Source organism: Bacillus sp. FSL M7-0307 (assembly GCF_038627835.1).
Lineage (GTDB): Bacteria > Bacillota > Bacilli > Bacillales > Bacillaceae > Bacillus > Bacillus altitudinis.
Genome location: NZ_CP152023.1, coordinates 2,605,649 through 2,628,097, shown reverse-complemented (window position 1 = coordinate 2,628,097; position 22,449 = coordinate 2,605,649). Strand labels below are relative to the sequence as shown.

The window sequence follows — 22,449 nt, the reverse complement described above, 5'->3', positions numbered from 1 at the left end:
ATTTCATGTAAGATATGCATATCAAATATATGCATAGTAAATCTATGTATTAGAGGTGACGATGGATGAAAGTGAGTAAAGAGCTTCTAAAGGGGAGTACTGCTACCCTTATTTTAAGCTTGCTAAATGAAAAGCCAATGTATGGATATGAAATGATTAAGGAATTGGAGTCGAAATCCGAAGGAATTTTTAGCTTTAAAGAGGGAACGATATATCCTATTTTGCACACTTTGGAGGGGAAGGGATTCATTGTGTCTTACTGGGGTGAAGGGAATGGCAATCGAAAAAGGAAGTATTATCGGATTAATGAACAGGGCAAAGCGTTTATGAAGGAAAAGAAGGAAGAATGGAATGTGTTCAAAGATGCAGTAGATGGCGTTTTGAACGGGGAGAAAGTCGTATGGGACTAGAGAAAAAATTTGAACAATATATCAAAAATGTGTGTAAACGAATCAAAAATAAAGACGTACATTCAAGTATAAAGCTTGAGCTTCGTGATCATTTATACACACTGAAAGAGGAAGCGGTCAGTGCGGGCATGTCAGAAGAAGAGGCGGTAGATCAAGCGCTCGATCAAATTGGAGATGCAGCCATACTCGGAATGCAGCTTCATGAAACACACAAAACTCAAGTTGACTTTAAAACGATACTTCTTGTATTAGCTACTTGTTTATTTGGGCTGTTTGTAATGTATTATTTTCAGTTTCATTCTCATTTACTTCATTTTCAAGACACGAATATCTTTTATAAAAGTCTCATTTACTATGTATTTGGTCTTGCGTTGATGTTTGGACTGTTTGCTTTTGATTATCGGCGCTTTTTACCCTATTCATGGCATTTATACATAGGAACGATTGGAATGCTGATTCTTACAATGATGATTGGGACAAGAGTGAACGGTATTCTCTTTTTAAGCTTAAATAATGGATCGATCAATCTGACTGAAATTTTTCCATTTCTGATGATTATTTCGTTAGCGGGCATTTATCAATCTTGGAATTGGAAGAATGGTTTCAAGTCCTGGCTAGGGTTAGCGATTGTCACTTTACCCATTATTTTATTACATATAGTCGGATCTCTTTCTGCAACCATCACCTTTATGGTCATATGCATAACGATGATGTATGTATCTCATGCAAGAATGAGACAGCTTATTCTGTTTACAGCAGCAGGTATTGTCTATCTCATTGTTCAATTATTTTCTCTTTATCAAGCTGATATGTCCCACTTTTACCAATACTCACTTCATGAATTTAGCTCAAATGGTTTTCAGATAAATCCGTACGCATTGTATGATGTTCACACTGATTGGATGTTGACGTATATCATTTATTCATTCGGATGGTTCGCAGGATTGGCCGTTTTTATTTTGTTTGTGACTTTGATTTATAGAGTAGCTCATACAGCGAAACGAGTTCAATCTGCTTATGGCAAAATATTAATGATTGGTTTGGCAACCACATTTGCAGCAAAATTTATCTTAAGTATTTTTACAAACTTTGGATTATTGCCTATATCAGGAGTTTCCATGCCTTTTATGAGCTATGGGGGATCTCATATTCTTCTAGAAATGATGTCAGTCGGGCTGCTAATGAGTATTTATAGAAGGAAAAATCTAGGGGGGATGTCCCGTGAAGTAGCATGATATAGCTGTATAAAATAACCCAATCTCTTCAATGAATCGTTGAATGAAGAGATTGGGTTTCTTGAACTGCATGTTCACATGCTCGCAATATGCACAAAATCATTCTTTTTCGGAAAAATAAAGGTAAAAGTGGTCCCTTGATCTAATGTGGAGTTGACCTCGATCGTGATATGAAGAGCGTCAGCTCCCTTTTTTGTTAAATAGAGCCCCATGCCTGTGGAGGCCGTGTCATTGTGATGTCTTGTGGAGGTAAAGCCTTTTTCAAAAATACGGGACACGTCTCTTGGGTCAATTCCTCTACCTTGATCTGTGATGGTGAGCACCACTTGTTCGTTCATTTGTTTGCTTTCGATGATAATGTCAGATGATTGGCTGTACTTGACTGCGTTTGTCAGCACTTGTCTGATCATAAAGGATAACCATTTTGTGTCACTTAATACGTCTCGCTCTTCTAATAAAAGGTCAAAGCCAATTCCTTTTTGCATACACCACGATTGGAGCGCTTTGATTTCTTTCGTTAGCATGTTTTGGAGATCCAGTTTTTCAATAAATAAATCATTTTCAATATGTTGGATCCTGCTTTGATGCAGCTGTGCATCAAGGAGTAAATGTATTCTAAGCCATTCATATGTCATATTTGATTTGAGCGGCTGTTCTGTTATGCGGTCAATCATTAAGTGCATCGCCGTGAGCGGCGTTTTCACCTCATGTATCCATGAGAGTAGTTCATCTTTTTCTTCTTCCAGCGCAGTCTTTTGCTTAGCCGTCATCTGGCGGTATCGGTCGATTTGCTCTGACGCTGCCTCCTGTACAATTTGTTCAAAAGGGGAAGAGGGTTTGAGACGCATTTGATGGTCTATATTTTCGTCCCATTCTTTCAGTTGTTCATAATAAGCAGTTTCTTTCCGGTAACGAAAAAAAAGAAAGACAATGAAGAGTAATATAGACAAAAGCACGATATAAAAAAGAGAAGCGAGTGGAATCGTTGTATCCAAATAAGCAACAAAGAGAATGAGAAGCTGCAAACTAAGAAAGAACAAGATCCAGCTTCTTCGTTCTTTTAGAAATGCTTGCAGCATTATTGATCATCCTTTTCTTTTGCAAGATAACCTTGACCCACCTTTGTTTCAATGAAGGCGCCAAGGGAGATTTCGTCTAGTTTTTTTCTAAGGCGGTTGACGTTTACAGTGAGTGTATTGTCACTCACGAATCGTTCATCCTCCCATAATGCTTGGATGAGAGATTCCCTTTTGACGATATGATTTTTATGCTGAATCAATTCTTTGAGAATAAAAAACTCATTTTTTGTTAATTCAACCTCACCGTCTTCATTCGCCACTGTATTATTTTCGAGGTCAAGGGTAGCGCCGCACCAAACTTTTAAGTTGGCTGGTTCCGCATTATAATCATGGACTCGGCGAAGAACAGCACTTACTTTGGCGATGAGAACGTCAAAGTGAAAGGGCTTTTGTACAAAATCATCAGCTCCAAGCTGCATCGACATGACCATATCAGCAGGGTGATCACGAGAGGAAAGAAAGATGATGGGCACATTAGAATGATGCCGAATCATCCGGCACCAATGAAAGCCATCGTACTTTGGCAGCTGAATATCAATAATGACTAGATCAGGCTGGATGGAAGTGAACTCCTGCATGACCTGTTGAAAATTGTTGATCCCATACACATCATAAGACCAGTTGACTAAACGTTCTTTGATTTCTTGGAAGAGGGTTGTATCATCCTCAATCAGCAAAATTTTAAACAAAACGAGCACCACACTTTTTAAATTAGCTTGTACATCATTGTAGCGGAAAATAGGCACTCCCGCTAGAAGCAGACAGCAAAAAAGCAAGGGAAGAGGTCCCTTGCTTCGGTTTATTTACCTAAAAAGTGCTTTTTAAAGAATGATAATTGATATTCAAGTGTGAGCGGGTCATTAAAGTAAAACTCTTCCGCATTTGCTTCATACACACGATGTTTTTTCACAGCAGGAATGGACTTATAGATTTCACTGTTTTGATAGGAATTGTCCATCTCGCTGTTTTTGCTAATGATCATATAGTCTCCGGCAAATTCAGGGATGACCTCTTGTGACACCGCATAATAGCCAGCTTTTAATGCTTTTTCTTTTACTTTTTCAGGCATTTTTAGTTTCATTGCTTGGTAGAGGATTTCTGTTCCGCGTCCCCATGCATCTCCAAAGACGTAAAGATCTTTTGTGCCGCTTTCAAAGACAGATACGGTTGCATCTTCACCGATTTTTGCTTTGATTTCTTTGCCAGCTTCAGCTGTGCGCTTTTTGAAATCTTTCACCCATGCTTCTGCTTCTTTTTCTTTGTTTAAGACTTTTCCAATTTCAATATGCTGCTGAAGGTAATCGACTTTGTTATACGTGAATAAAACAGTTGGGGCGATTTTTTTTAGTTTTTCTACATTTTTTGCACCGCTTAAACCGATGATGACATCAGGCTTTAGCTTCATGATTTTTTCTACATTTTCATCTGAGACTTCTTCCACATTTTTTAATTTCTTTTTGAAACGTGGATTCTTTTTTGACCAAGAGTCAACACCCACAAGGTTCACACCAAGTGACAAGACATTTCCTGTATAAGAGGCGAGAACAACAACACGTTTTGGATTTGCTGGCAGCTTCACAGGTCCATTTTCAGATTGATATGTAATCGTGTCTGACGTTGATTGATTTTTTCCTTTATTTGAGGAAGAGTTGCTGCTATTGCCACATGCGCTCAACGCAAGTACGAAGATGAGCATCAGAGGGAACAATATTTTCTTCATGAATGTAGACTCCTTTGAAATCGGCACTTAAGCCGTGTATTTGGTTGTATGAGTGATAATGATAATTATTATCACTCAGATATCATACCATAGATGTGAGGTTTGTTGTCAATGATATTTTAGCTGTGGATAGAGGAATAATGATAGAAAGAAAAAAAGATCAAGGCAGTGTATGACCTGATCTTTTTTCTTATTTAAACCAGCCTTTTTCTTTGGAACGAGTAATGGCCTCAATTCGGTTTTTGACTTCTAGTTTATCTAAAATAACGGATATGTAGTTTCGGACAGTGCCGCTTTTTATGCTGAGTTCCTTGGCGATTTCTTTTGTGTTTTTTCCGTCTGCGACGAGTTCTAGAACCGACTTTTCTCGTTCAGTTAAAGGATTTTCGTCGCTATACAAGTCTTCCATTAATTCAGGGGCGTACACCTTTTTCCCTTTCATCACGCTGCGGATGGCACTTGCCAAATCCTCGCTTGGGCTGTCTTTCAGCATGTAGCCGCTAACGCCAGCTTTCAGCGCTCTTTGAAAATAGCCAGAACGGGCAAAGGTTGTTAAAATGATGATCTTCACATCAGACTTTTTGAGTTCTTCAGCGGCATCGAGCCCAGATTTTCCTGGCATCTCAATATCCATTAAACAAATGTCGACCGGGTGTTTTTTAGCAAAATCTATGGCGTCCTGGCCGTTTGTGCCTTTTCCAACAACCGTCATATCGTCTTCTAAATCGAGAAGCGATCCAAGAGCACCGAGCAGCATTTGCTGATCCTCTGCGATAAAGATGTTAATCATTTTATTTCCTCCTTATCTTTCGCTGCTGAATCATTTGGAATGCTCATGATCAGCTTCGTCCCGTTTTTTGTCTCAATGTGCAGGCGTCCATTTGCAAATTCCAATCTTTCTCTAATCCCTGCAAGGCCATGTCCCTTCGTTTGAGAGGATGGATGACTGCCTTTAAATGTGCCGTTATCCTCAACTGTAATGACAGCTTCCTTTGACTTTTGATGAATCGTGATTTGACAGACAGTGGCGTCGCTATGCTTGACGACATTCGTCACGGCCTCTTTGATGCACATGCTCACAATGTTTTCGTTAAGAAGAGAGATGTGTTTCGGCGCTTCTTTTTCATCATAAATCATGTCAATATCGGCGGCTTCAAGTATTTGCTTGATGTTCAATATTTCATCTTTGATCCGAATGCCTTTCATGGAAGAAACAATTTTTCGCACTTCATTTAGAGACGTTCTAGCTGTCTGCTGGACGCTTTTTAGTTCGGCACGAGCCTGTTCAGGGTCTTTATACACGAGCTTACGGGCAAGGTCACTTTTTAATCCAATGAGAGAGAGTTTTTGTCCAAGTGTGTCATGCAGATCGCGAGCAATTCGCTGTCTTTCTTCAAGTTTGACAAGATCGGCGATCCGTTCATTGGCATATTCTAATTTCTCTTCTAGCCGTTCACGTTCCTTCCTGCTTCTAATGCTAAGAGGGAGGAGGATGGCGCTGATCAGTGTAATCACGACAAACGGAATTTGCGTGAGAAACCAGCCCTTTTTTAAGATCAGGCTAAAGTTCACCGCTACGGCAGCGCTCGCTATATGGATATAGTATAAGATATAGAAAGGGACTTTTCTTTTGATATGCCCGTTGAAATAGGCGATACAAAAAGCAAAATAAATGTAGCTGTAGAGCATCACATAACCAGTCGAAATGGCGATTAATAGAAGGCCGAATACATATAACGACCAGCCCTTTGAGACAAAGGCAAAACGGTAGACCGCAAAAAAGACGACGTTTAAAATAATGCCGATCACAATGCCTAAAGTCGAAGGGGTCTTAAAGATAAAATAAAAGGGCAGGATGAAAAAAATCGCCCAAATATATGGGGAAATCCCATGCAGTTTTTGAATTTTAAGTTGTTTTTTCATCCGTGATTCACCTTTTTCATTTTTTCAGTCTTTTTCACTACTTTATCAAATTGAACAGATGAGCGCATCCTGCAAATACAACAAGCTCCTTCTATTGTAAGAAAGAGCTTGCGCCAATTATGCATTCTTCTTCAGAATGTCTCCTTTTATGACAGGGGTGATTCTAGTCTGACGTGCTTCTTTAAAGGTCACAAATGCTTTCGTCTCTTCATCCCATAGTCTGAATTTCATCGACTCAATACTAGTCTTTAACGTGATGGTTGGCACATTTTTAAGTGGTTCACTGTGTTCATGGGCATGTTCTAAATGATAATTCGGTACCCTCGGGCTTAAATGATGGACATGGTGGTAACCAATATTGCCTGTTAACCATTGAAGAAGCTTTGGCAATTTGTAAAAAGAACTGCCTTCTACAGCTGCCTGCACATAATTCCAATGTTCATCTGCTTCAAAGTAAGAATCTTCAAATGTATGCTGCACATAAAATAACCATACACCGATTGACCCTGAGATCAGGAAGATTGGACCTTGGACAAGCAGGAACTCCTGCCAGCCAAAAAGAAGACACGTTGCAGTTGCTAGCGCAATGATGCTCACGTTTGTGAAATACGTGTTCCAGCGCTCTTTTTTACGAGCATTTTTGACGTTGAAACGGTTTTTTAAGAGAAAAACAAAGATCGGTCCTAAAATAAACATCACAAAAGGATTACGGTAAAATCTGTAGCGAAATTTCGTCCAAGCTGATGCTTCTTGATATTCTTTGACTGTCAGGAGCCAAATGTCGCCAGTACCTCGTTTGTCTAGATTACTGCTTGTGGCATGGTGAATTGAATGATCTCTTTGCCATTGAAGATAAGGGAAAAGGGTGAGTACGCCCGTTACAAAACCGAACAGGTGATTCAGCGGCTTCTGTTTAAAAAAGGATTGATGGCAGCAGTCGTGAAAAATAATAAAGACACGTACTAAAAAACCAGCTGCAATAACCGCAAAGAAGAGGGTTAAAAGGTAGGAGATGTTCAGGCTATAATAGGCAAGAAACCAAAGCCCCAAAAATGGAATGAATGTATTAAAGAGTTGAATGATACTTTTTTTCGAATTAGCACCAGAGAATTGGCCAACTTGTTTTCTTAAAGTGGCTTGCTGCTGTGTGTTTGTTGAAGTCGTCATGAACGTTCAAGTCCTTTCCGTTTCTTTCTACTTCAAAGTATAGAAGGAAAGGTGTCATGCTCATAGTAGCACCCATCATGTATTCAATATGACATTTGTCATGTTGGACGCGGGAAAGGCTGATGGTTCAAGGGTTGTAAGCTTATTTTATTTTAAATAAAAAAAGTAAAGGCGCTTAGCCTTCACTTTTTATGCACGTGCTTCATGTACTTTTAACTGCTTGCCTTTAATCGTTGTGTGCCGCATGGCTTTTAGCACAAGAGGGCCTTTGCCATTTAAAATATCTACATATGTTTTCGTTTCCTGAATGGTAATAATCCCAATGTCATCAAACGCAACGCCGTCTATTTTGGCGATCGTTCCAACGAAATCAACTGCCCGGAGTTTCTTTTTCTTCCCGCCATTAAAATACAGCTTCATAATATCTTTTTCTATGCCGGCCTGCTTATTTTCCTTTTGAATCGGTGTTTCAATTTTTTCTTCAAAGCTTGCCACATGCTGTTCTGCTTCTTCTTTTGTAGGATAAGGCTGAATTTGAAAATGAATGCCAGCTTCCTCTTTTAATTCTTCAATGAGCGGCTGCCCGTGCCTTGTCATAAACGCAATCGTTTTTCCGCTTTTACCCGCTCTGCCAGTTCTTCCGGTCCGGTGAATATAGCGTTCTTTTTCATATGGCAAGTCGTAATGAATGACATGTGTCATATCACTGACATCAATTCCTCGGGCTGCAATATCTGTTGCGATCAAATAACGGAATTCCCCGTTTTTGAATTCATCCATGACGGCAAAGCGGTCTTCCTGCCTCATCCCGCCATGAATCTTATCGCAAGGAACATCCCACTCATCCAGCTTCATCGTCAGCTCATTCACTCGCTCCTGCGTATTGCAAAAAATGATACAGCTATCTGGATTTTCAATGACAATCGTTCGTTGAAGTAATGAAAATTTGCCTTCTTCCTCGGTTTCAATCAACGTGTGGGTGATTTGCTGCTTCGTCGTTTCCTCCCGAGCAATCTCTATCACTTTTGGCGATTGTAAAAACTGCTCACTCAAATCCTTCATTTCATCAGACATCGTCGCTGAAAATAACATCGACATCCGCTTTGGCGGCAGATGCTGAATAATAGAAGAGACTTGATCAATAAATCCCATGTTCAGCATTTCGTCTGCTTCATCTAACACGAAAAATGACAGATTGTCTAAAGAAAGTGTCCCTTTTTCGAGGTGATCCAATATTCGTCCTGGCGTTCCGCACACAATGTGGTTCTTTTGTGCAAGCTCTATTTTTTGTGCTTGAAATGGAGCTTTTCCATAAATGGCGGCCGCTTTGATTCGTTTAAATCGTCCGAGGCTGGTCAGATCCTGTTTGACCTGCATGGCAAGTTCTCTTGTTGGGACGAGGATGAGGGCTTGAGGTTTATTCTCAGCCCAATCCACCATTTCACAAATTGGCAGACCGTAGGCTGCTGTTTTGCCACTGCCTGTCTGAGATTTGACAATGAGGTCCTGCTTTGAAAAAGCAACGGATAATGTCTCGTGCTGGACGGGTGTAGGTGTATGGAAATGAAGCGCTTCTAGCGCTTGTTTCAATTCATCGCTTAATGGATATTGATCAAAATGTTGTAATGGCATCGTGTTCTCCTTTTCGTACATGTATACTTGTGACATCATACCATATCTTTTCAAAGACACCATGACCTTGAATGAAAAGGCATGAAAAAAAGCCCCGTAAAGGAGCTTGTCAATGATTAAAGGAATCTGCGTTTTACTTTTTCCCAATAGGAGTTATCTTTTAATTTGACCGTTTTGATCACTTTACCAGAAAGGCCAATATCAATTTGTTTGACATGTTTTGTACCTAGCGCTTCGTTATCAAGACCGATAATCGGATGGTCGTTACCGTCCTGAACAACCTTTAGTGTCAGCTTGCGATCACTGCTTAAAATGAAAGGAGCTCCAAGTGTACGGTATGAGTTGTTATTCAGTGATGCCAGCTCGGTTACTTGCATACACGGAAGCATCGGATCCACCACGGCGCCGTTGACAGATTTATTGTAGGCCGTTGAACCGGTCGGAGTGGAAATAATCATCCCGTCGCCTCTAAAGGTTTCAAAATGGAAATCATCTATATACACATCGATGACAAATGTTTTAATGATGCTAGAGCGGATCGACAGTTCGTTTAAACAATGGAACTGGTTTGTACTGTCAACGCTTACATCGATGATCGGATATTTTCTCACTTCAATTTGTTCAGTGTTCATGGCATCAATCATTTTATCAAAATGTTCTAACGAAAAATCGCAGTATAGGTGCGAATTCTCTGTTTTTGATACCCCTACATACAAGCAGTCATCCCGGAAGTTCGTTTTGCGGACCGCTTGAAGAAATGTACCATCTCCACCAATTGAAGCAATGATATGGGCATCTTCTGCACGCTTTACGACGTGAAAGCCTTGATCGGTAGCGAGCTTCTCCAGAGAAGAAATGTGTCCATCCAATTCATGATCTTTTTTGTAAAAGAAAAATACATTGCGACGATTGTCTGTCATTGACGTTCTCCCCTTTGTTGTCAAAAATAGATTTCGAGTAGTAAAGGGCTTACATAAAAACCCTTGCTCACATTTTACACTTTTTTCATATGAAAGTAAAAATATTAGAAAGACGCTTCATCATGATAGAGGCTTCCATTTGAGAAATGAGTCATTGTAAGTGATTAGACAACGCTGACTTTGAGCATAATTTAATAGCTCATTTTGGAGGCTAGAGAGGTCTGGGCGTTTCGTTGTGGAGATGATCTGAGCTATTAGATGTAGGAAGAGGATAAAATAACCAATTTTTCGTCATGATGAGCAAATGATAGAAGATGTAAAGTTGATCGTCATTTCACATCGGTGCTATCATATGTTGAAATGAAATGTAAAAAAACCACAGTTCCTGTGAAACATTTCATGTGTGTATTCGTATGAACGAAGTGAGACAAAAAGGAGGAGAAAGAAATGAATGCGAAAAGATGGGTAGCCTTAATCATTGCACTTGGTGTTTTCGGCTTTTCGATTGTGATTAGTATCACGACGGCCTTGTATGAAAGCTTCAATGATAATAAGATGAGCTATCAATTCGGGGACGAAATCGAAGAAAAGGTACTAGAGGATGGCAGCGGAGCGAGTAAAATTGCTGTACTTGAGATTAATGGTACGATTCAAGATAACGGTGGTGCATCCAGCCTTTTAGGCGGGGAAGCATATGATCATCGTGCGTTCTTAAAAGAATTAGATAAAGCAAAAGACGATGCGTCTGTGAAAGGTGTCTTGCTGCGTGTCAACTCTCCTGGCGGCGGTGTCTATGAAAGTGCTGAAATACATAAAAAATTAGAAGAAGTAAAGAAAGCGAAGAAGCCAATTTATGTTTCCATGGGTTCAATGGCGGCTTCTGGCGGCTATTATGTATCCACTCCAGCGAAAAAAATCTTTGCTTCACCTGAAACGTTAACAGGCTCTCTAGGGGTCATCATGCAAAGTTTGAATTATGCAAAGCTGGCAGATAATTTAGGCATCAAATATGAAACCATTAAAAGTGGAAAATTCAAAGACATCATGTCTCCAAATCGTGATATGACAAAAGATGAGCGTGCTATCATGCAAAGCATGGTTGACAACTCTTATGAAGGCTTTGTGAAAGTCATTTCTGAAGGACGCGGCATGTCTAAGCAGGACGTCAAGAAAATTGCTGACGGCCGGGTCTATGACGGAACACAGGCGAAATCGAACGGATTAGTGGATGAGCTTGGGTACTATGAAGATGCACTAAAAGCAATGAAGAAAAATGAAAAAGGCCTAAAAGGAGCAAAGGTTATCAGCTATTCACAAAGCTTTGGCTGGAACTCTCTTTTCAATATGAGTGCAAGCAAGCTCTTTAAAAGCGAAATTGATTTTCTGAACTTAAAAGAAACACTGGCTGGCTCAAATGGGTCTAAACCGATGTATCTCTATTCAAAATAAAGGAGGGATCATAGATGGATTCTACATTCGATGAAGTAACGGAAAGTCGCAGCCAAGAGGGAGAATCAAGGCCGACTCTTGCGAAGCGCACTTCAATTGAAGCGCAGGCCTTTGCAGGTTTCTGGATTAGATTTTGGGCATTTATCCTAGATTGGCTCGTCGTATGGGGTGTTAACCATTTGACGGTTTCTCCAATCTTTAGTCTCTTTGGCTGGTCAAAAGGTGGAGGCTGGTTTTCCCCATTTTCCGTCACAACCACAATTGTCTTTCTGCTTTATTTTGCGATCATGACGAAGATTTTCCAACAAACACTTGGAAAGATGGTGTTTGGAATCAAAGTCGTCTCACTTCAGCCGGAGAAGAAGCTGCCATGGGATGTCATTTTCTTTAGAGAAATTGTGGGGAGATATATTAATACGCTTTTTGTTCTCTATGCTGTGGTTGGGTTCACGCCGAAAAAGCAAGGGGTTCATGACTACTTTGCAGATACGGTGGTTGTTCATGAACATTTATATGAAAAAACAGAATCAAACGCATAACCAAAGAGAGTTTGGCCGGGTACCGGTCAAACTCTTTTTTTGGGTGATTGGGTATAAAATCCAGAAGGAGAGCCATAATCGTAGAGGAAGCATCATTTGTTATGGAGGAAGTGAGCACAGTGCTGTACGTTTGGATCGCAGCTTTTTTGTTCCTTGTGATCTTATTGATCTTTATGAAAGTGACCATTTCACTGGACTATTCACATGCAAATGACAATGACCATATTGCGGTGAAGATCATCACCTTATATGGAATCGTCAGACTGAAGAAAGACATTCCGATGGTGAAAGTGAATACGGAAGATCAAACGATTGATATTCGTGAAAAGAAAATGGCCAGCACCAAAACGTCTAATCAAGAAAAAGAAACCATGCATAAAAAAGTGGGAAAACGTGATGTAAAGGAAATCCTTCATCAAATGGAGCGTATTACAAAAGAAATTGTCGATCTAAACCGGATCATGCGAAAGTTCTTCATTCATATAAAAATCGTCTCATTTCACTGGTCCACCTGGATTGGTTTTCATGACGCAGCTTTAACAGGTGTAGCAGCCGGCGGTGTGTGGTCAGTCAAAGGAGCACTTCTTGCCTTTATGCAGGAGCATCTCACCTTTAAGCACAAACCCGTCTATGAAGTGATTCCCGCTTTTCAGCACAATGTATCACAGACACACTTTGCATGTATAGCTTATTTTCGGATTGGACATGCTATGCTTGCAGCCATTCGATTACTTGTCCATTGGTTAAAAGGGAGAAAGGCGAGAAAAAATGCCTCTCTTCAAGCAACGAAGAATGAATCATCTGTTTAAGGAGGAACCCGAAAATGGCAGATCATCCAATCCAAGGTCTGATGAAGACAGCGATGGAAAACTTAAAAGAAATGATTGATGTGAACACGATCATCGGCGATCCAGTCGAAACCCCTGACGGCAGTGTCATTCTCACTGTGTCAAAGGTTGGTTTTGGATTTGCAGCCGGCGGCAGTGAATTCAACGGTAACCAAAAGAAAGAAAAACGGTCTGATGAACAAGAACGAAAAGAACCGAGACTCCCATTTGGAGGCGGAAGCGGTGGCGGAGTATCGATTACACCAATCGCCTTTTTAATTGTGGGAACAAATGGCGTTAGAATGCTTCATTTGGATGAACACACACATCTGCTCGATAAAATATTGGATTCTGCTCCTCAAGCAATTGAACGTCTTCAGCACATGTTTAAGAAGGATGAACGGGAGCATCGTCACAAAGAACGAAAACTAGATGACATAGACCTTTAAAAAGTTAGCTGCCCTGCAGTTAACTTTTTTTTCAAAATGGACGATTAGGCTTTGCAGTTTTTTGCTTTCTCTACTATGATAGAACCATACATTTGATAAGGGAGGAATTGTTTTGGCATCGATCACATTTAAAGGGAGCCCAGTAACGCTTGTAGGAAATGAAGTGAAAGTAGGCGAGCAGGCTCCAGATTTCACGGTATTAACGAACTCACTAGGGGAAGTTTCACTTTCTGATTTAACAGGAAAAGTGACGATTATCTCAGTGATTCCTTCTATTGATACAGGTGTGTGTGACGCACAAACAAGACGTTTCAATGAAGAGGCAGCCGGTTTAGGTCCGGTCAATATTTATACCATTAGTGCAGACCTACCATTTGCACAAGCACGCTGGTGCGGAGCAAACGGAATTGAAAATGTCGAAACATTATCTGATCATAGAGATATGTCATTTGGTGAAGCGTTTGGTTTATATATGAAAGAATTGCGTTTATTGGCGCGTGCGGTCTTCGTATTAGACCCAAGCGGAAAAGTCGTTTACACTGAGTATGTAAGCGAAGCAACCAATCATCCAAATTATGAAAAAGCCATTGAGGCTGCGAAATCACTGTTATAAAAGCAGCATCGACAAGAGCTCCGGCTTCATACTGGGGCTCTTTTCAATGAGAACATATAGCTTTTAACAAAGCGAGGAGAGAAAAGCATTGCAGAAAGATCAAGTGAGTACGATTTATGAGCTGCTCGATACAGCTTCAATTCGTTTAAAAAAGGAACAGAACATTTCCTATATTGAAGCATTGGCAGAAGCAGGAGAAGCCTTTTTCCAGTCAAATGATCGAAACGGTTTACTAAAAGATTTAATAGAGAAAGCAGATTTCGCCTCTTATGATCATGAGCAGATTCGTAAAGCGTTTCAGCTCGCCGTACTGAAAGGACAAAAAGATATTTCACATCCAAACCGGCAGATGACACCTGATACAATTGGTCTGTTTGTCAGCTATTTGGTCAATAAATTTTTAGAAGGACAAAAAGAGCTGGTTGTCTTTGATCCAGCAGCGGGAACAGGGAATTTACTGCTTGCGGTCCTCAACAATGTAACAGCAGAAACAAAACGTGGTTTTGCCTCTGAAATTGATGACGTGCTCATTAAAATTGCGTGGGCACAAGCGAACTTAGAAGAAAAAGAAGTAGAGCTTTTCCACCAGGACAGCCTTGAGCCGCTTCTTATCTCACCAGCAGATGTTGCTGTATGCAGTCTTCCTGTCGGGTATTATCCAAATGATGAGTGCGCTAAAGACTATGAATTAAAGGCAAAAGAAGGTCATTCCTTTGCGCATTATTTATTCATTGAGCAAAGTCTTCGTTACACGAAAGAAGGCGGCTTCTTATTCTTCATCATTCCAAACGATTTATTTGAAGGAAAAGAAAGCGTACAATTAAAGGATTTCATCAAAGAACATGCATATATGAATGCGTTAATTCAGCTGCCAGTCTCTATGTTCAAAGACAAAAAGCATGCCAAAAGCTTATTTGTGATGCAAAAGAAAAAAGAGGGGCTCGAAGCACCGAAACGTATGCTATTTGCCAATCTGCCATCTTTCTCACAGAAAGAAGCAATGGTTGGCGTCATGAGAAAATTAGACCAATGGTTTATAGAAGAAAAAGAAACGAAAGAATAGCCAGAGTGATGTCTGGCTATTTTATTATTCAGAAAATAACGACTTATTGATGTAAGCGGTAACAGTTCGAAGGTGTACTTGAAATGCAAAGTTTTCAATGTTTAAATGAAAAAGTCAGATATTTTTCGGACTTATCGTTAAACTATAAAAGACCCGTTCAAACAGGTTGAATATAGCACCGAAAAAACGTGAAACCTTATATAACAACTGAGTAAAAGGAGCGACAGTAATGTCCAAAATTATTGCAATCAACGCAGGAAGCTCATCTCTTAAATTCCAATTGTTCGACATGCCAGAAGAAACCGTTTTAACAAAAGGTCTTGTTGAAAGAATCGGAATGGACAACAGTATCTTCACGATTTCTGTAGATGGAGAAAAGAAAACAGAAGTCACAGATATTCCAGATCATGCAGTAGCGGTTAAAATGCTGCTTGAAAAACTAATTGAATTTAACATCATCAAAGACTTTAATGAAATTGATGGCGTAGGACACCGCGTCGTTCACGGCGGAGAAAAATTCAGCGATTCTGTTGTATTAACAGATGAAGTCATCAATGACATTGATCAGCTTTCAGAGCTTGCACCACTTCACAACCCTGCAAACGTTGTAGGAATCAAAGCATTTAAACAAATTCTGCCTGACGTACCAGCGATTGCTGTGTTCGATACAGCGTTCCACCAAACAATGCCAGAGCAGTCTTACCTATACAGCCTTCCGTACGACTACTACAAAAACTTTGGTATTCGTAAATACGGATTCCACGGGACAAGCCATAAGTTCGTAACAGAGCGTGCAGCAGAGCTATTAGGCCGTCCTCTTGAAGAGCTTCGTTTGATTTCTTGCCACCTTGGAAATGGTGCAAGTATCGCAGCAGTTGAAGGCGGAAAATCAATCGATACGTCAATGGGCTTCACACCACTTGCGGGTGTTGCAATGGGAACACGTTCAGGTAACATTGACCCTGCCCTTATTCCATTTATTATGGAGAAAACAGGACATACAGCTGAAGAAGTACTTTCTACTTTGAATAAGAAGAGTGGTCTTTTAGGTGTGTCTGGTCTTTCAAGTGATCTTCGTGATATCGAAGAAGCGACAGAAGAAGGAAACGACCGTGCAGAAGTAGCACTAGATATTTTTGCAAGCCGTATTCATAAATACATCGGTTCTTATGCAGCGAGAATGAATGGTGTAGATGCCATCATCTTCACAGCTGGAATCGGTGAAAACAGCTCAGAAGTGAGAGCACGTGTACTTCGTGGTCTAGAATTCATGGGCGTATATTGGGATCCATCTCTTAACAACATGAGAGGCGAAGAAGCATTCATCAGCTACCCTCACTCTCCTGTAAAAGTCATCGTGATTCCAACGAACGAAGAAGTTATGATTGCAAGAGACGTTATGCGTTTAGCGTAACATCCTTTTAAAGCTCTTTTCCTCAGCGGAAAAGGGCTTTTTTCTATTGAAATCAGCATGCTATAATGTGAGGCAATATGAAAGGAGCGGTGTGAAGAGATGAGCGTCGAAGAACATAAACGTGAAGCGAAAACGAGGCTTCATGTAAAAGTCATTACCGTCAGTGATACAAGGACAAAAGAAACAGATAAAAGCGGCCGTCTGATGATTGATTTGCTCAAAGAACAAGGGCATCTTATTCTTTCATACGATATTGTGAAAGATCATATTGGGGCGATTCAAGACGCCGTTTTAGAAGGAACAAGCGAAGCGAAGATTGATGCCGTCTTGTTAAACGGGGGAACTGGTATTGCAGCAAGGGACGTCACGATTGAATCCATTACACCTCTTTTCTCAAAAGAGCTGCCGGGCTTTGGAGAAATTTTTCGCATGCTGAGCTATACAGAAGATATTGGATCAGCCGCTATCTTATCTAGAGCGACGGCAGGGGTGATTAACCAAAAAGCCGTTTTTGCCACACCAGGCTCTACCGGAGCAGTTCGGTTAGCCATGACCAAACTCATTATTCCAGAGCTTCCTCATGTCTTGCGAGAGCTTGAAAAAGATCAAAAATAGCCCAAAATGACTCTGCCAAGAAAATTTGGCAGAGTTTTTTTCATAAAGGGGTTGAAAAAACAATTTTTCCTTGTTACAGTGTATACATACTAAATGCATGTTTATAAATTAAAACTTATTTTTATGCAAAAAACATTCACAGAATCAAAACAAGCGAGAGGAGCTTTTCAAACATGTCACAAAATAAAAAAGTCGTATTAGCATATTCCGGAGGTCTTGATACCTCTGTTGCAGTTAAATGGTTACAGGAGCAAGGTTACGAAGTTGTTGCTTGCTGCCTGGACGTAGGTGAAGGAAAAGATTTAGCATTCGTTCAACAAAAAGCACTTCAAGTCGGAGCTGTTCAATCTTACATGATCGACGCAAAAGAAGAGTTTGCTGAAGAATTTGCACTTGCAGCACTGCAAGCACACACGATGTATGAAGGGAAATACCCGTTAGTGTCTGCACTATCTCGTCCGCTCATTGCCAAAAAGTTAGTGGAAGTCGCAGAGAAAGAAAATGCCGTAGCCGTTGCACACGGATGTACAGGGAAAGGAAACGACCAAGTTCGTTTTGAAGTATCAATCAAAGCTTTGAATCCAGACCTAGAAGTTCTTGCACCAGTGCGTGAATGGAAATGGTCTCGTGATGAAGAAATCGACTATGCACAAAAGCACGGTATTCCAATTCCGATTAACTTAGATAGCCCATATTCAATCGACCAAAACCTTTGGGGCAGAAGTAACGAATGTGGTATTTTAGAAGATCCTTGGGCAGCGCCGCCAGAAGGTGCTTATGATCTGACAAATCCACTTGAAAAAACACCTGACACACCTGAAATCATTGAAATCACGTTTGAAAAAGGAAAACCAACAGCGATTGACGGAATCCAGTATTCATTATCTGATCTGATCCTTCATTTAAATGAAGTTGCTGGCCAGCATGGTGTAGGCAGAATCGATCATGTTGAAAACCGTCTTGTTGGAATCAAATCTCGTGAAGTATATGAGTGCCCAGGTGCAGTTACCCTATTAAAAGCACACAAAGAACTTGAAGACTTAACGCTTGTCAAAGAAGTAGCACACTTTAAGCCAATCGTTGAACAAAAAATGGCTGAATTAATATACAACGGCTTATGGTTCTCACCACTTAAATCAGCACTAGATGCATTCTTACAAGAAACGCAAAAGAACGTAACAGGTGTTGTACGTGTGAAACTATTTAAAGGCCATGCCATTGTAGAAGGACGTAAATCACCATATTCACTTTATGATGAAAATCTAGCAACTTATACAAAAGCAGATGAATTCGATCATGATGCAGCTGTAGGATTTATTAACCTTTGGGGTTTACCAACAAAAGTAAACAGCATCGTGAATAAAAAGGAGCAGGTTAAAGCATGAAAAAGCTTTGGGGAGGCCGATTTCAAAAAACACCAGAAAAATGGGTCGATGAGTTTGGTGCATCCATTCATTTCGACAAACAATTAGTCAAAGAAGATCTGACCGGCTCCCTTGCCCATGCAAGTATGCTGAATAAATGCGGTATCATCGGCGATGAGGAGGCCGCTGCAATCAAAGACGGACTGAATACGCTCATGAAAAAGGCAGAGGCGGATGAACTTGAATTCTCAGTGGATTATGAGGACATTCATTTAAACCTTGAAAAAATGCTCATTGATGAGATTGGTCCGCTTGGCGGCAAATTACACACAGCGAGAAGCCGGAATGATCAGGTCGCAACCGATATGCATTTATATTTGAATAACCAAGTAGAGCATATCATTGAGCTGATCTCTTCTTTTCAAACAGTGCTTGTAGAAAAAGCTGAACAGCACGTTGAAACAATTTTTCCGGGATATACGCACTTACAGCGTGCACAGCCTATTTCCTTTGCCCATCATATGCTTGCCTACTTTTGGATGCTTGAGCGGGACAAAGCGCGTTTTCAAGATTCATTGAAGCGGATTAATGTGTCACCACTTGGATGCGGGGCGTTAGCAGGAACGACATTCCCAATTGATCGTGAATATACAGCAGAGCTTCTTGGCTTTGACCATATTTACGAGAACAGCCTTGATGGCGTGAGTGATCGTGATTTCATTTTAGAGTTCTTGTCTAATAGCAGTCTTGTGATGATGCACCTCTCACGTCTTTGTGAGGAAATCATATTATGGTGTTCTCAAGAATTCAAATTCATTGAGCTCGATGACACGTACGCAACAGGCAGCAGCATGATGCCGCAAAAGAAAAACCCGGATATGGCTGAATTGATCCGCGGAAAAACAGGGCGGGTATATGGCAACCTGATGGGGCTGCTCACCATTATGAAAGGCTTGCCGCTTACGTATAACAAAGACTTGCAAGAAGATAAAGAAGGCATGTTTGATACGGTGAAAACGATCGCTGGCAGCCTGCAAATCTTCACAGGCATGATTCAAACAATGACAGTGAACGAAGATGTCATGAAAAAAGCAACAAAAGAAGATTTCTCAAATGCGACCGAAGTGGCAGACTACCTTGCGAAAAAAGGCATGCCATTCCGTGAAGCACACGAAATCGTTGGGAAGCTTGTGTATACATGCATTCAAAAAGGCATCTATTTAAGTGACCTTCCATTTGAAACATTTACAGAAGCAAGCGGCCTCTTTGAACAAGACATTTACACTGTTCTTGATCCGTATGTTGCTGTTGAAAAAAGAACAAGTGCAGGTGGAACTGGATTCAAACAAATTCAGCTCGCTTTAGAAAAAGCAAAAGCCTGCCTAGCATAATTCGCCAAAACCATTCGTTTATACGGATGGTTTTTTGTCATGGGAAAAAGGAGATTGATCTTCACTGGAGAAAAGGAAAGCATACCAGTGTCAAGCTGAATAAGGAGTGACAACAGTTCATGAAGAAAACGCTTCAGGCTTTGTTTGATCAGCCTATCGTATCAGTGAAAACGTTAGGAGAACCATACGATGGCCGGGCTAATGATGTGTGGCTGATTTCCTTACAAGACCAAACGGAATATGTAGTGAAATCTCCAAAAACTGCAAGAGAAGAAAGTGAATTTGTGTATGGGATCAACTTGATTTATGGAGTAGATGTCCGTACTGTACAGGAGCATCTTGATGAAATCAATGAAAAGCTGGCTCATACGAATTCCTATCATATTCCGAAAGTTGTTCGTAAAGTGAAGAAGGCGGGGAAACACTTTTACGTCATGGAAAAAGTAGAAGGAATCCCTTTAACATCTTTTGAGGGCCGTTCAGCACAATTCTATAGGGATTACGGGAGGAAACTAGCGCATCTTCATTCATATCAAACAACCTTTTTCGGTGCAGTATACGGGGGAGAAAAGAGACATTTGAGAGAATTCCATGCGCTGTTAAAAAAGACAGTCTCCAAACTCATCAGCCGCTATTACGCTGATCAGCCTGAATATCAGGATTATGCAGAAAAGGTGCAGCAAAAGCTTGAAAAGCTAAGTCCTCCTGATGCAGCCAGTCTCATTTTAATTGATTTAGACCCATCGCAATATATTGAAGACGATGATCAAGTGGCGAGTCTAGTTGATACGGAATATGTCGTATTTGGACCAGCTGCGTTTGATTTTATTGCACTAGAATATCTTTTGACAAAAGAAGCTGCACAAGCTGTTCAATTGGGCTATGAAGAGATTTGCCCGCTTCCTCGCCAGCTTCATGAGGTGAGAGAATGCTATCGGTTTGTTTCGCTGCTTCTCGATATCCATGGTTCATGGGATATGAAAAAGTGGATGAATCACCCTATACGGTTTTCCCCTCATTGTTAAAGGGTTCAAAAGTGCGAAGGGAGCCGGTTTATAGTAAAGTAAAGATAATAAAAGAAACACATGAACTTGCAACCTTTGCTTTAGGAGGAGATTGTGTGCGACACGCATTAATAACAGCGGGTTCTAAAGGACTTGGCAGGAAAGTTACCGAGTCTTTACTGAATATGGGGTATTCTGTGACAGTGAATTATCGAAGTGATGATGAAGCTGTCCGGCAGATGAAAGAAGAACTGCAAGAATACGAAGAAAAGCTTCAATTTGTCCAAGGCGATGTGACAAACAAAGAAGATTTAAAAAACATGGTCGAGCTGGCAGCAGAGCGATTTGGGCGGATTGATGCCTTGATCAATAATGCTGGACCTTATATTTTTGAACGAAAAAAACTCGCGGATTACTCTGAAGACGAATGGTATCAAATGATGGAAGGCAACCTATCCGCAGTGTTCCATTTGTTTCGAATGGTGATCCCTATGATGAGAAAACAAGGCTTTGGCCGGATTATCACATATGGCTTCCAAGGTGCAGACCATGCGCCAGGATGGATGCATAGATCAGCCTTCGGAGCGGCAAAAGTGGGCCTTGCGTCATTAACGAAAACCATTGCGATTGAAGAAGCCGAAAACGGCATCACCGCTAATATGGTGTGTCCAGGCAAAATCGTTGGAGACATGAAAGAATCAACGATAGAGGAAGCACGTCAGATAAAAGACGATGAAACACCGATTGGTCGGTCTGGGACAGGTGAGGATATCGGTCGTATCATTTCATTTCTATGTGATGACCGTTCAGACCTCATTACAGGAACCGTCATTGAAGCAACAGGTGGTCTTAATGTCATTCACAGGCACTAAGTTTTTCAGCTTTTTATAGAGGGAATAGACAAAATGAGATCAAATTCGAAAGGTGGATATATTTACATGAAAGCTACATATCATGGACATTCAGTCGTACACATTGAAACAAACGGATACCATATTTGGATTGATCCATTTTTAAATGGAAATAAGCACACGGATATCAAACCGCAAGATGTGAAAGCAGATGTGATTTTGCTCACGCACGGGCATGGAGATCACGTCGGAGACACGATTGAAATCGCTAAAAACAATGACGCACTCGTGATTGCGCCATTCGAACTTGCCACTTATTTAGGCTGGCAAGGGGTGAAAACACACCCGCTTTCTATTGGCGGCGGCCGTGAATTTGAATTTGGTAAAGTCAAGCTGACGCAAGCGTTCCATGGCTCAGCGGTCATTGATGAAGAATCCAAAACGATTACGTATACAGGTATGCCATCCGGTATTTTATTTACTGCTGAAGGCAAAACAATTTATCATGCTGGAGACACGGCTCTCTTCTCGGATATGAAACTCATTGGGGAACTGAATCATATTGAGCTTGCCTTCCTGCCAATAGGTGATAACTTCACAATGGGACCAGACGATGCGAGAATCGCAGCAGAATGGCTTCGTGCGAAACAAGTCGTACCAATTCATTACAGTACATTCCCGCCGATTGAACAAGATCCTCATGCCTTTGCAGACAGCTTGCATGGCGGCGTGGGTCACGTATTAAACAGCGGAGAATCCATCGATATATAATCATGATAAACAA

Annotated in this window: 23 protein-coding genes; 15 read left to right on the top strand and 8 right to left on the bottom strand. The window is 40.8% G+C overall.

Translation table 11 applies throughout. The features are described 5' to 3' along the window. The first annotated feature begins 65 nt into the window (after nt 1-65). Both MHI41_RS13400 and MHI41_RS13395 read left to right on the top strand, forming a co-directional pair. Entirely contained in the window at nt 66-410 is a 345-nt protein-coding gene (locus MHI41_RS13400) for a PadR family transcriptional regulator (RefSeq protein WP_148943429.1), read from the top strand. After that, nucleotides 401-1,645: an FtsW/RodA/SpoVE family cell cycle protein gene (locus MHI41_RS13395; RefSeq protein ID WP_282833747.1), complete on the top strand. Its 1,245-nt coding sequence runs from the start codon at nt 401-403 to the stop codon at nt 1,643-1,645. Before MHI41_RS13400 ends, MHI41_RS13395 begins: the two co-directional genes overlap by 10 nt. A gap of 74 nt (nt 1,646-1,719) precedes the next feature. On the opposite strand, the gene MHI41_RS13390 is transcribed toward MHI41_RS13395, so the two are convergent. The 8 genes from MHI41_RS13390 to MHI41_RS13355 all read right to left on the bottom strand — a co-directional run bounded on the left by MHI41_RS13390 (nt 1,720) and on the right by MHI41_RS13355 (nt 10,086). Further along, nucleotides 1,720-2,724, bottom strand: coding sequence for a sensor histidine kinase (locus MHI41_RS13390; protein WP_255234020.1), 1,005 nt, complete (start codon nt 2,722-2,724; stop codon nt 1,720-1,722). After that, nucleotides 2,724-3,413, bottom strand: coding sequence for a response regulator transcription factor (locus tag MHI41_RS13385; protein WP_058213913.1), 690 nt, complete (start codon nt 3,411-3,413; stop codon nt 2,724-2,726). The genes MHI41_RS13390 and MHI41_RS13385 overlap by 1 nt, the downstream gene beginning before the upstream one ends. A gap of 110 nt (nt 3,414-3,523) precedes the next feature. Continuing rightward, nucleotides 3,524-4,444, bottom strand: coding sequence for an iron-hydroxamate ABC transporter substrate-binding protein (locus MHI41_RS13380; RefSeq protein WP_281215583.1), 921 nt, complete (start codon nt 4,442-4,444; stop codon nt 3,524-3,526). 190 nt (nt 4,445-4,634) lie between these two features. Further along, nucleotides 4,635-5,234 (bottom strand): response regulator transcription factor, encoded by a 600-nt coding sequence (locus MHI41_RS13375; protein ID WP_035391139.1) that lies wholly within the window; start codon nt 5,232-5,234, stop codon nt 4,635-4,637. After that, the gene (locus MHI41_RS13370; protein ID WP_165379033.1) at nt 5,231-6,367 is read right to left on the bottom strand and encodes a sensor histidine kinase; all 1,137 of its coding nucleotides are present in this window, start codon (nt 6,365-6,367) and stop codon (nt 5,231-5,233) included. Before MHI41_RS13370 ends, MHI41_RS13375 begins: the two co-directional genes overlap by 4 nt. A gap of 117 nt (nt 6,368-6,484) precedes the next feature. Beyond that, nucleotides 6,485-7,534 (bottom strand): fatty acid desaturase, encoded by a 1,050-nt coding sequence (locus tag MHI41_RS13365; protein ID WP_008343127.1) that lies wholly within the window; start codon nt 7,532-7,534, stop codon nt 6,485-6,487. Nucleotides 7,535-7,723: 189 nt separating this feature from the next. Next, complete coding sequence (locus MHI41_RS13360; RefSeq protein WP_017367842.1) at nt 7,724-9,166, bottom strand: DEAD/DEAH box helicase; 1,443 nt, start codon at nt 9,164-9,166, stop codon at nt 7,724-7,726. Between the two features lie 116 nt (nt 9,167-9,282). After that, nucleotides 9,283-10,086 (bottom strand): NAD kinase, encoded by an 804-nt coding sequence (locus MHI41_RS13355; RefSeq protein WP_008343132.1) that lies wholly within the window; start codon nt 10,084-10,086, stop codon nt 9,283-9,285. 447 nt (nt 10,087-10,533) lie between these two features. On the opposite strand from MHI41_RS13355, the gene sppA reads away from it, so the two are divergent. From sppA to MHI41_RS13290, 13 genes are all read left to right on the top strand, one after another. Then, nucleotides 10,534-11,535 (top strand): signal peptide peptidase SppA, encoded by a 1,002-nt coding sequence (sppA, locus tag MHI41_RS13350; RefSeq protein WP_008343134.1) that lies wholly within the window; start codon nt 10,534-10,536, stop codon nt 11,533-11,535. 14 nt (nt 11,536-11,549) lie between these two features. Beyond that, nucleotides 11,550-12,074 (top strand): RDD family protein, encoded by a 525-nt coding sequence (locus tag MHI41_RS13345; protein WP_008343136.1) that lies wholly within the window; start codon nt 11,550-11,552, stop codon nt 12,072-12,074. Nucleotides 12,075-12,175: 101 nt separating this feature from the next. Then, nucleotides 12,176-12,883 carry a DUF2953 domain-containing protein gene (locus MHI41_RS13340; RefSeq protein ID WP_148780120.1) on the top strand — a complete coding sequence of 236 codons (708 nt, stop codon included), beginning with the start codon at nt 12,176-12,178 and terminating at the stop codon, nt 12,881-12,883. Nucleotides 12,884-12,897: 14 nt separating this feature from the next. After that, the gene (ytfJ, locus tag MHI41_RS13335) at nt 12,898-13,350 is read left to right on the top strand and encodes a GerW family sporulation protein (protein WP_007501733.1); all 453 of its coding nucleotides are present in this window, start codon (nt 12,898-12,900) and stop codon (nt 13,348-13,350) included. A gap of 112 nt (nt 13,351-13,462) precedes the next feature. After that, nucleotides 13,463-13,963 carry a thiol peroxidase gene (gene tpx / locus MHI41_RS13330; protein WP_007501731.1) on the top strand — a complete coding sequence of 167 codons (501 nt, stop codon included), beginning with the start codon at nt 13,463-13,465 and terminating at the stop codon, nt 13,961-13,963. 88 nt (nt 13,964-14,051) lie between these two features. Further along, a complete protein-coding gene (locus MHI41_RS13325) occupies nt 14,052-15,026 on the top strand; it encodes a class I SAM-dependent methyltransferase (RefSeq protein ID WP_268448832.1) in 975 nt (324 codons plus the stop codon). 229 nt (nt 15,027-15,255) lie between these two features. Next, nucleotides 15,256-16,440 (top strand): acetate kinase, encoded by a 1,185-nt coding sequence (locus MHI41_RS13320; protein ID WP_007501728.1) that lies wholly within the window; start codon nt 15,256-15,258, stop codon nt 16,438-16,440. 99 nt (nt 16,441-16,539) lie between these two features. Further along, nucleotides 16,540-17,055: a molybdenum cofactor biosynthesis protein B gene (locus MHI41_RS13315; protein WP_342494243.1), complete on the top strand. Its 516-nt coding sequence runs from the start codon at nt 16,540-16,542 to the stop codon at nt 17,053-17,055. A gap of 173 nt (nt 17,056-17,228) precedes the next feature. After that, entirely contained in the window at nt 17,229-18,440 is a 1,212-nt protein-coding gene (locus MHI41_RS13310) for an argininosuccinate synthase (protein ID WP_008343148.1), read from the top strand. Beyond that, the gene (argH, locus tag MHI41_RS13305) at nt 18,437-19,810 is read left to right on the top strand and encodes an argininosuccinate lyase (RefSeq protein ID WP_025207780.1); all 1,374 of its coding nucleotides are present in this window, start codon (nt 18,437-18,439) and stop codon (nt 19,808-19,810) included. The genes MHI41_RS13310 and argH overlap by 4 nt, the downstream gene beginning before the upstream one ends. A 119-nt stretch (nt 19,811-19,929) precedes the next feature. Then, the gene (locus MHI41_RS13300) at nt 19,930-20,835 is read left to right on the top strand and encodes a phosphotransferase (protein WP_282833751.1); all 906 of its coding nucleotides are present in this window, start codon (nt 19,930-19,932) and stop codon (nt 20,833-20,835) included. 95 nt (nt 20,836-20,930) lie between these two features. After that, nucleotides 20,931-21,686, top strand: a complete 756-nt coding sequence (locus MHI41_RS13295; protein ID WP_008343153.1) for an SDR family oxidoreductase — start codon at nt 20,931-20,933, stop codon at nt 21,684-21,686. A gap of 66 nt (nt 21,687-21,752) precedes the next feature. Continuing rightward, entirely contained in the window at nt 21,753-22,436 is a 684-nt protein-coding gene (locus tag MHI41_RS13290; protein WP_035391153.1) for a metal-dependent hydrolase, read from the top strand. Nucleotides 22,437-22,449 lie beyond the last annotated feature (13 nt).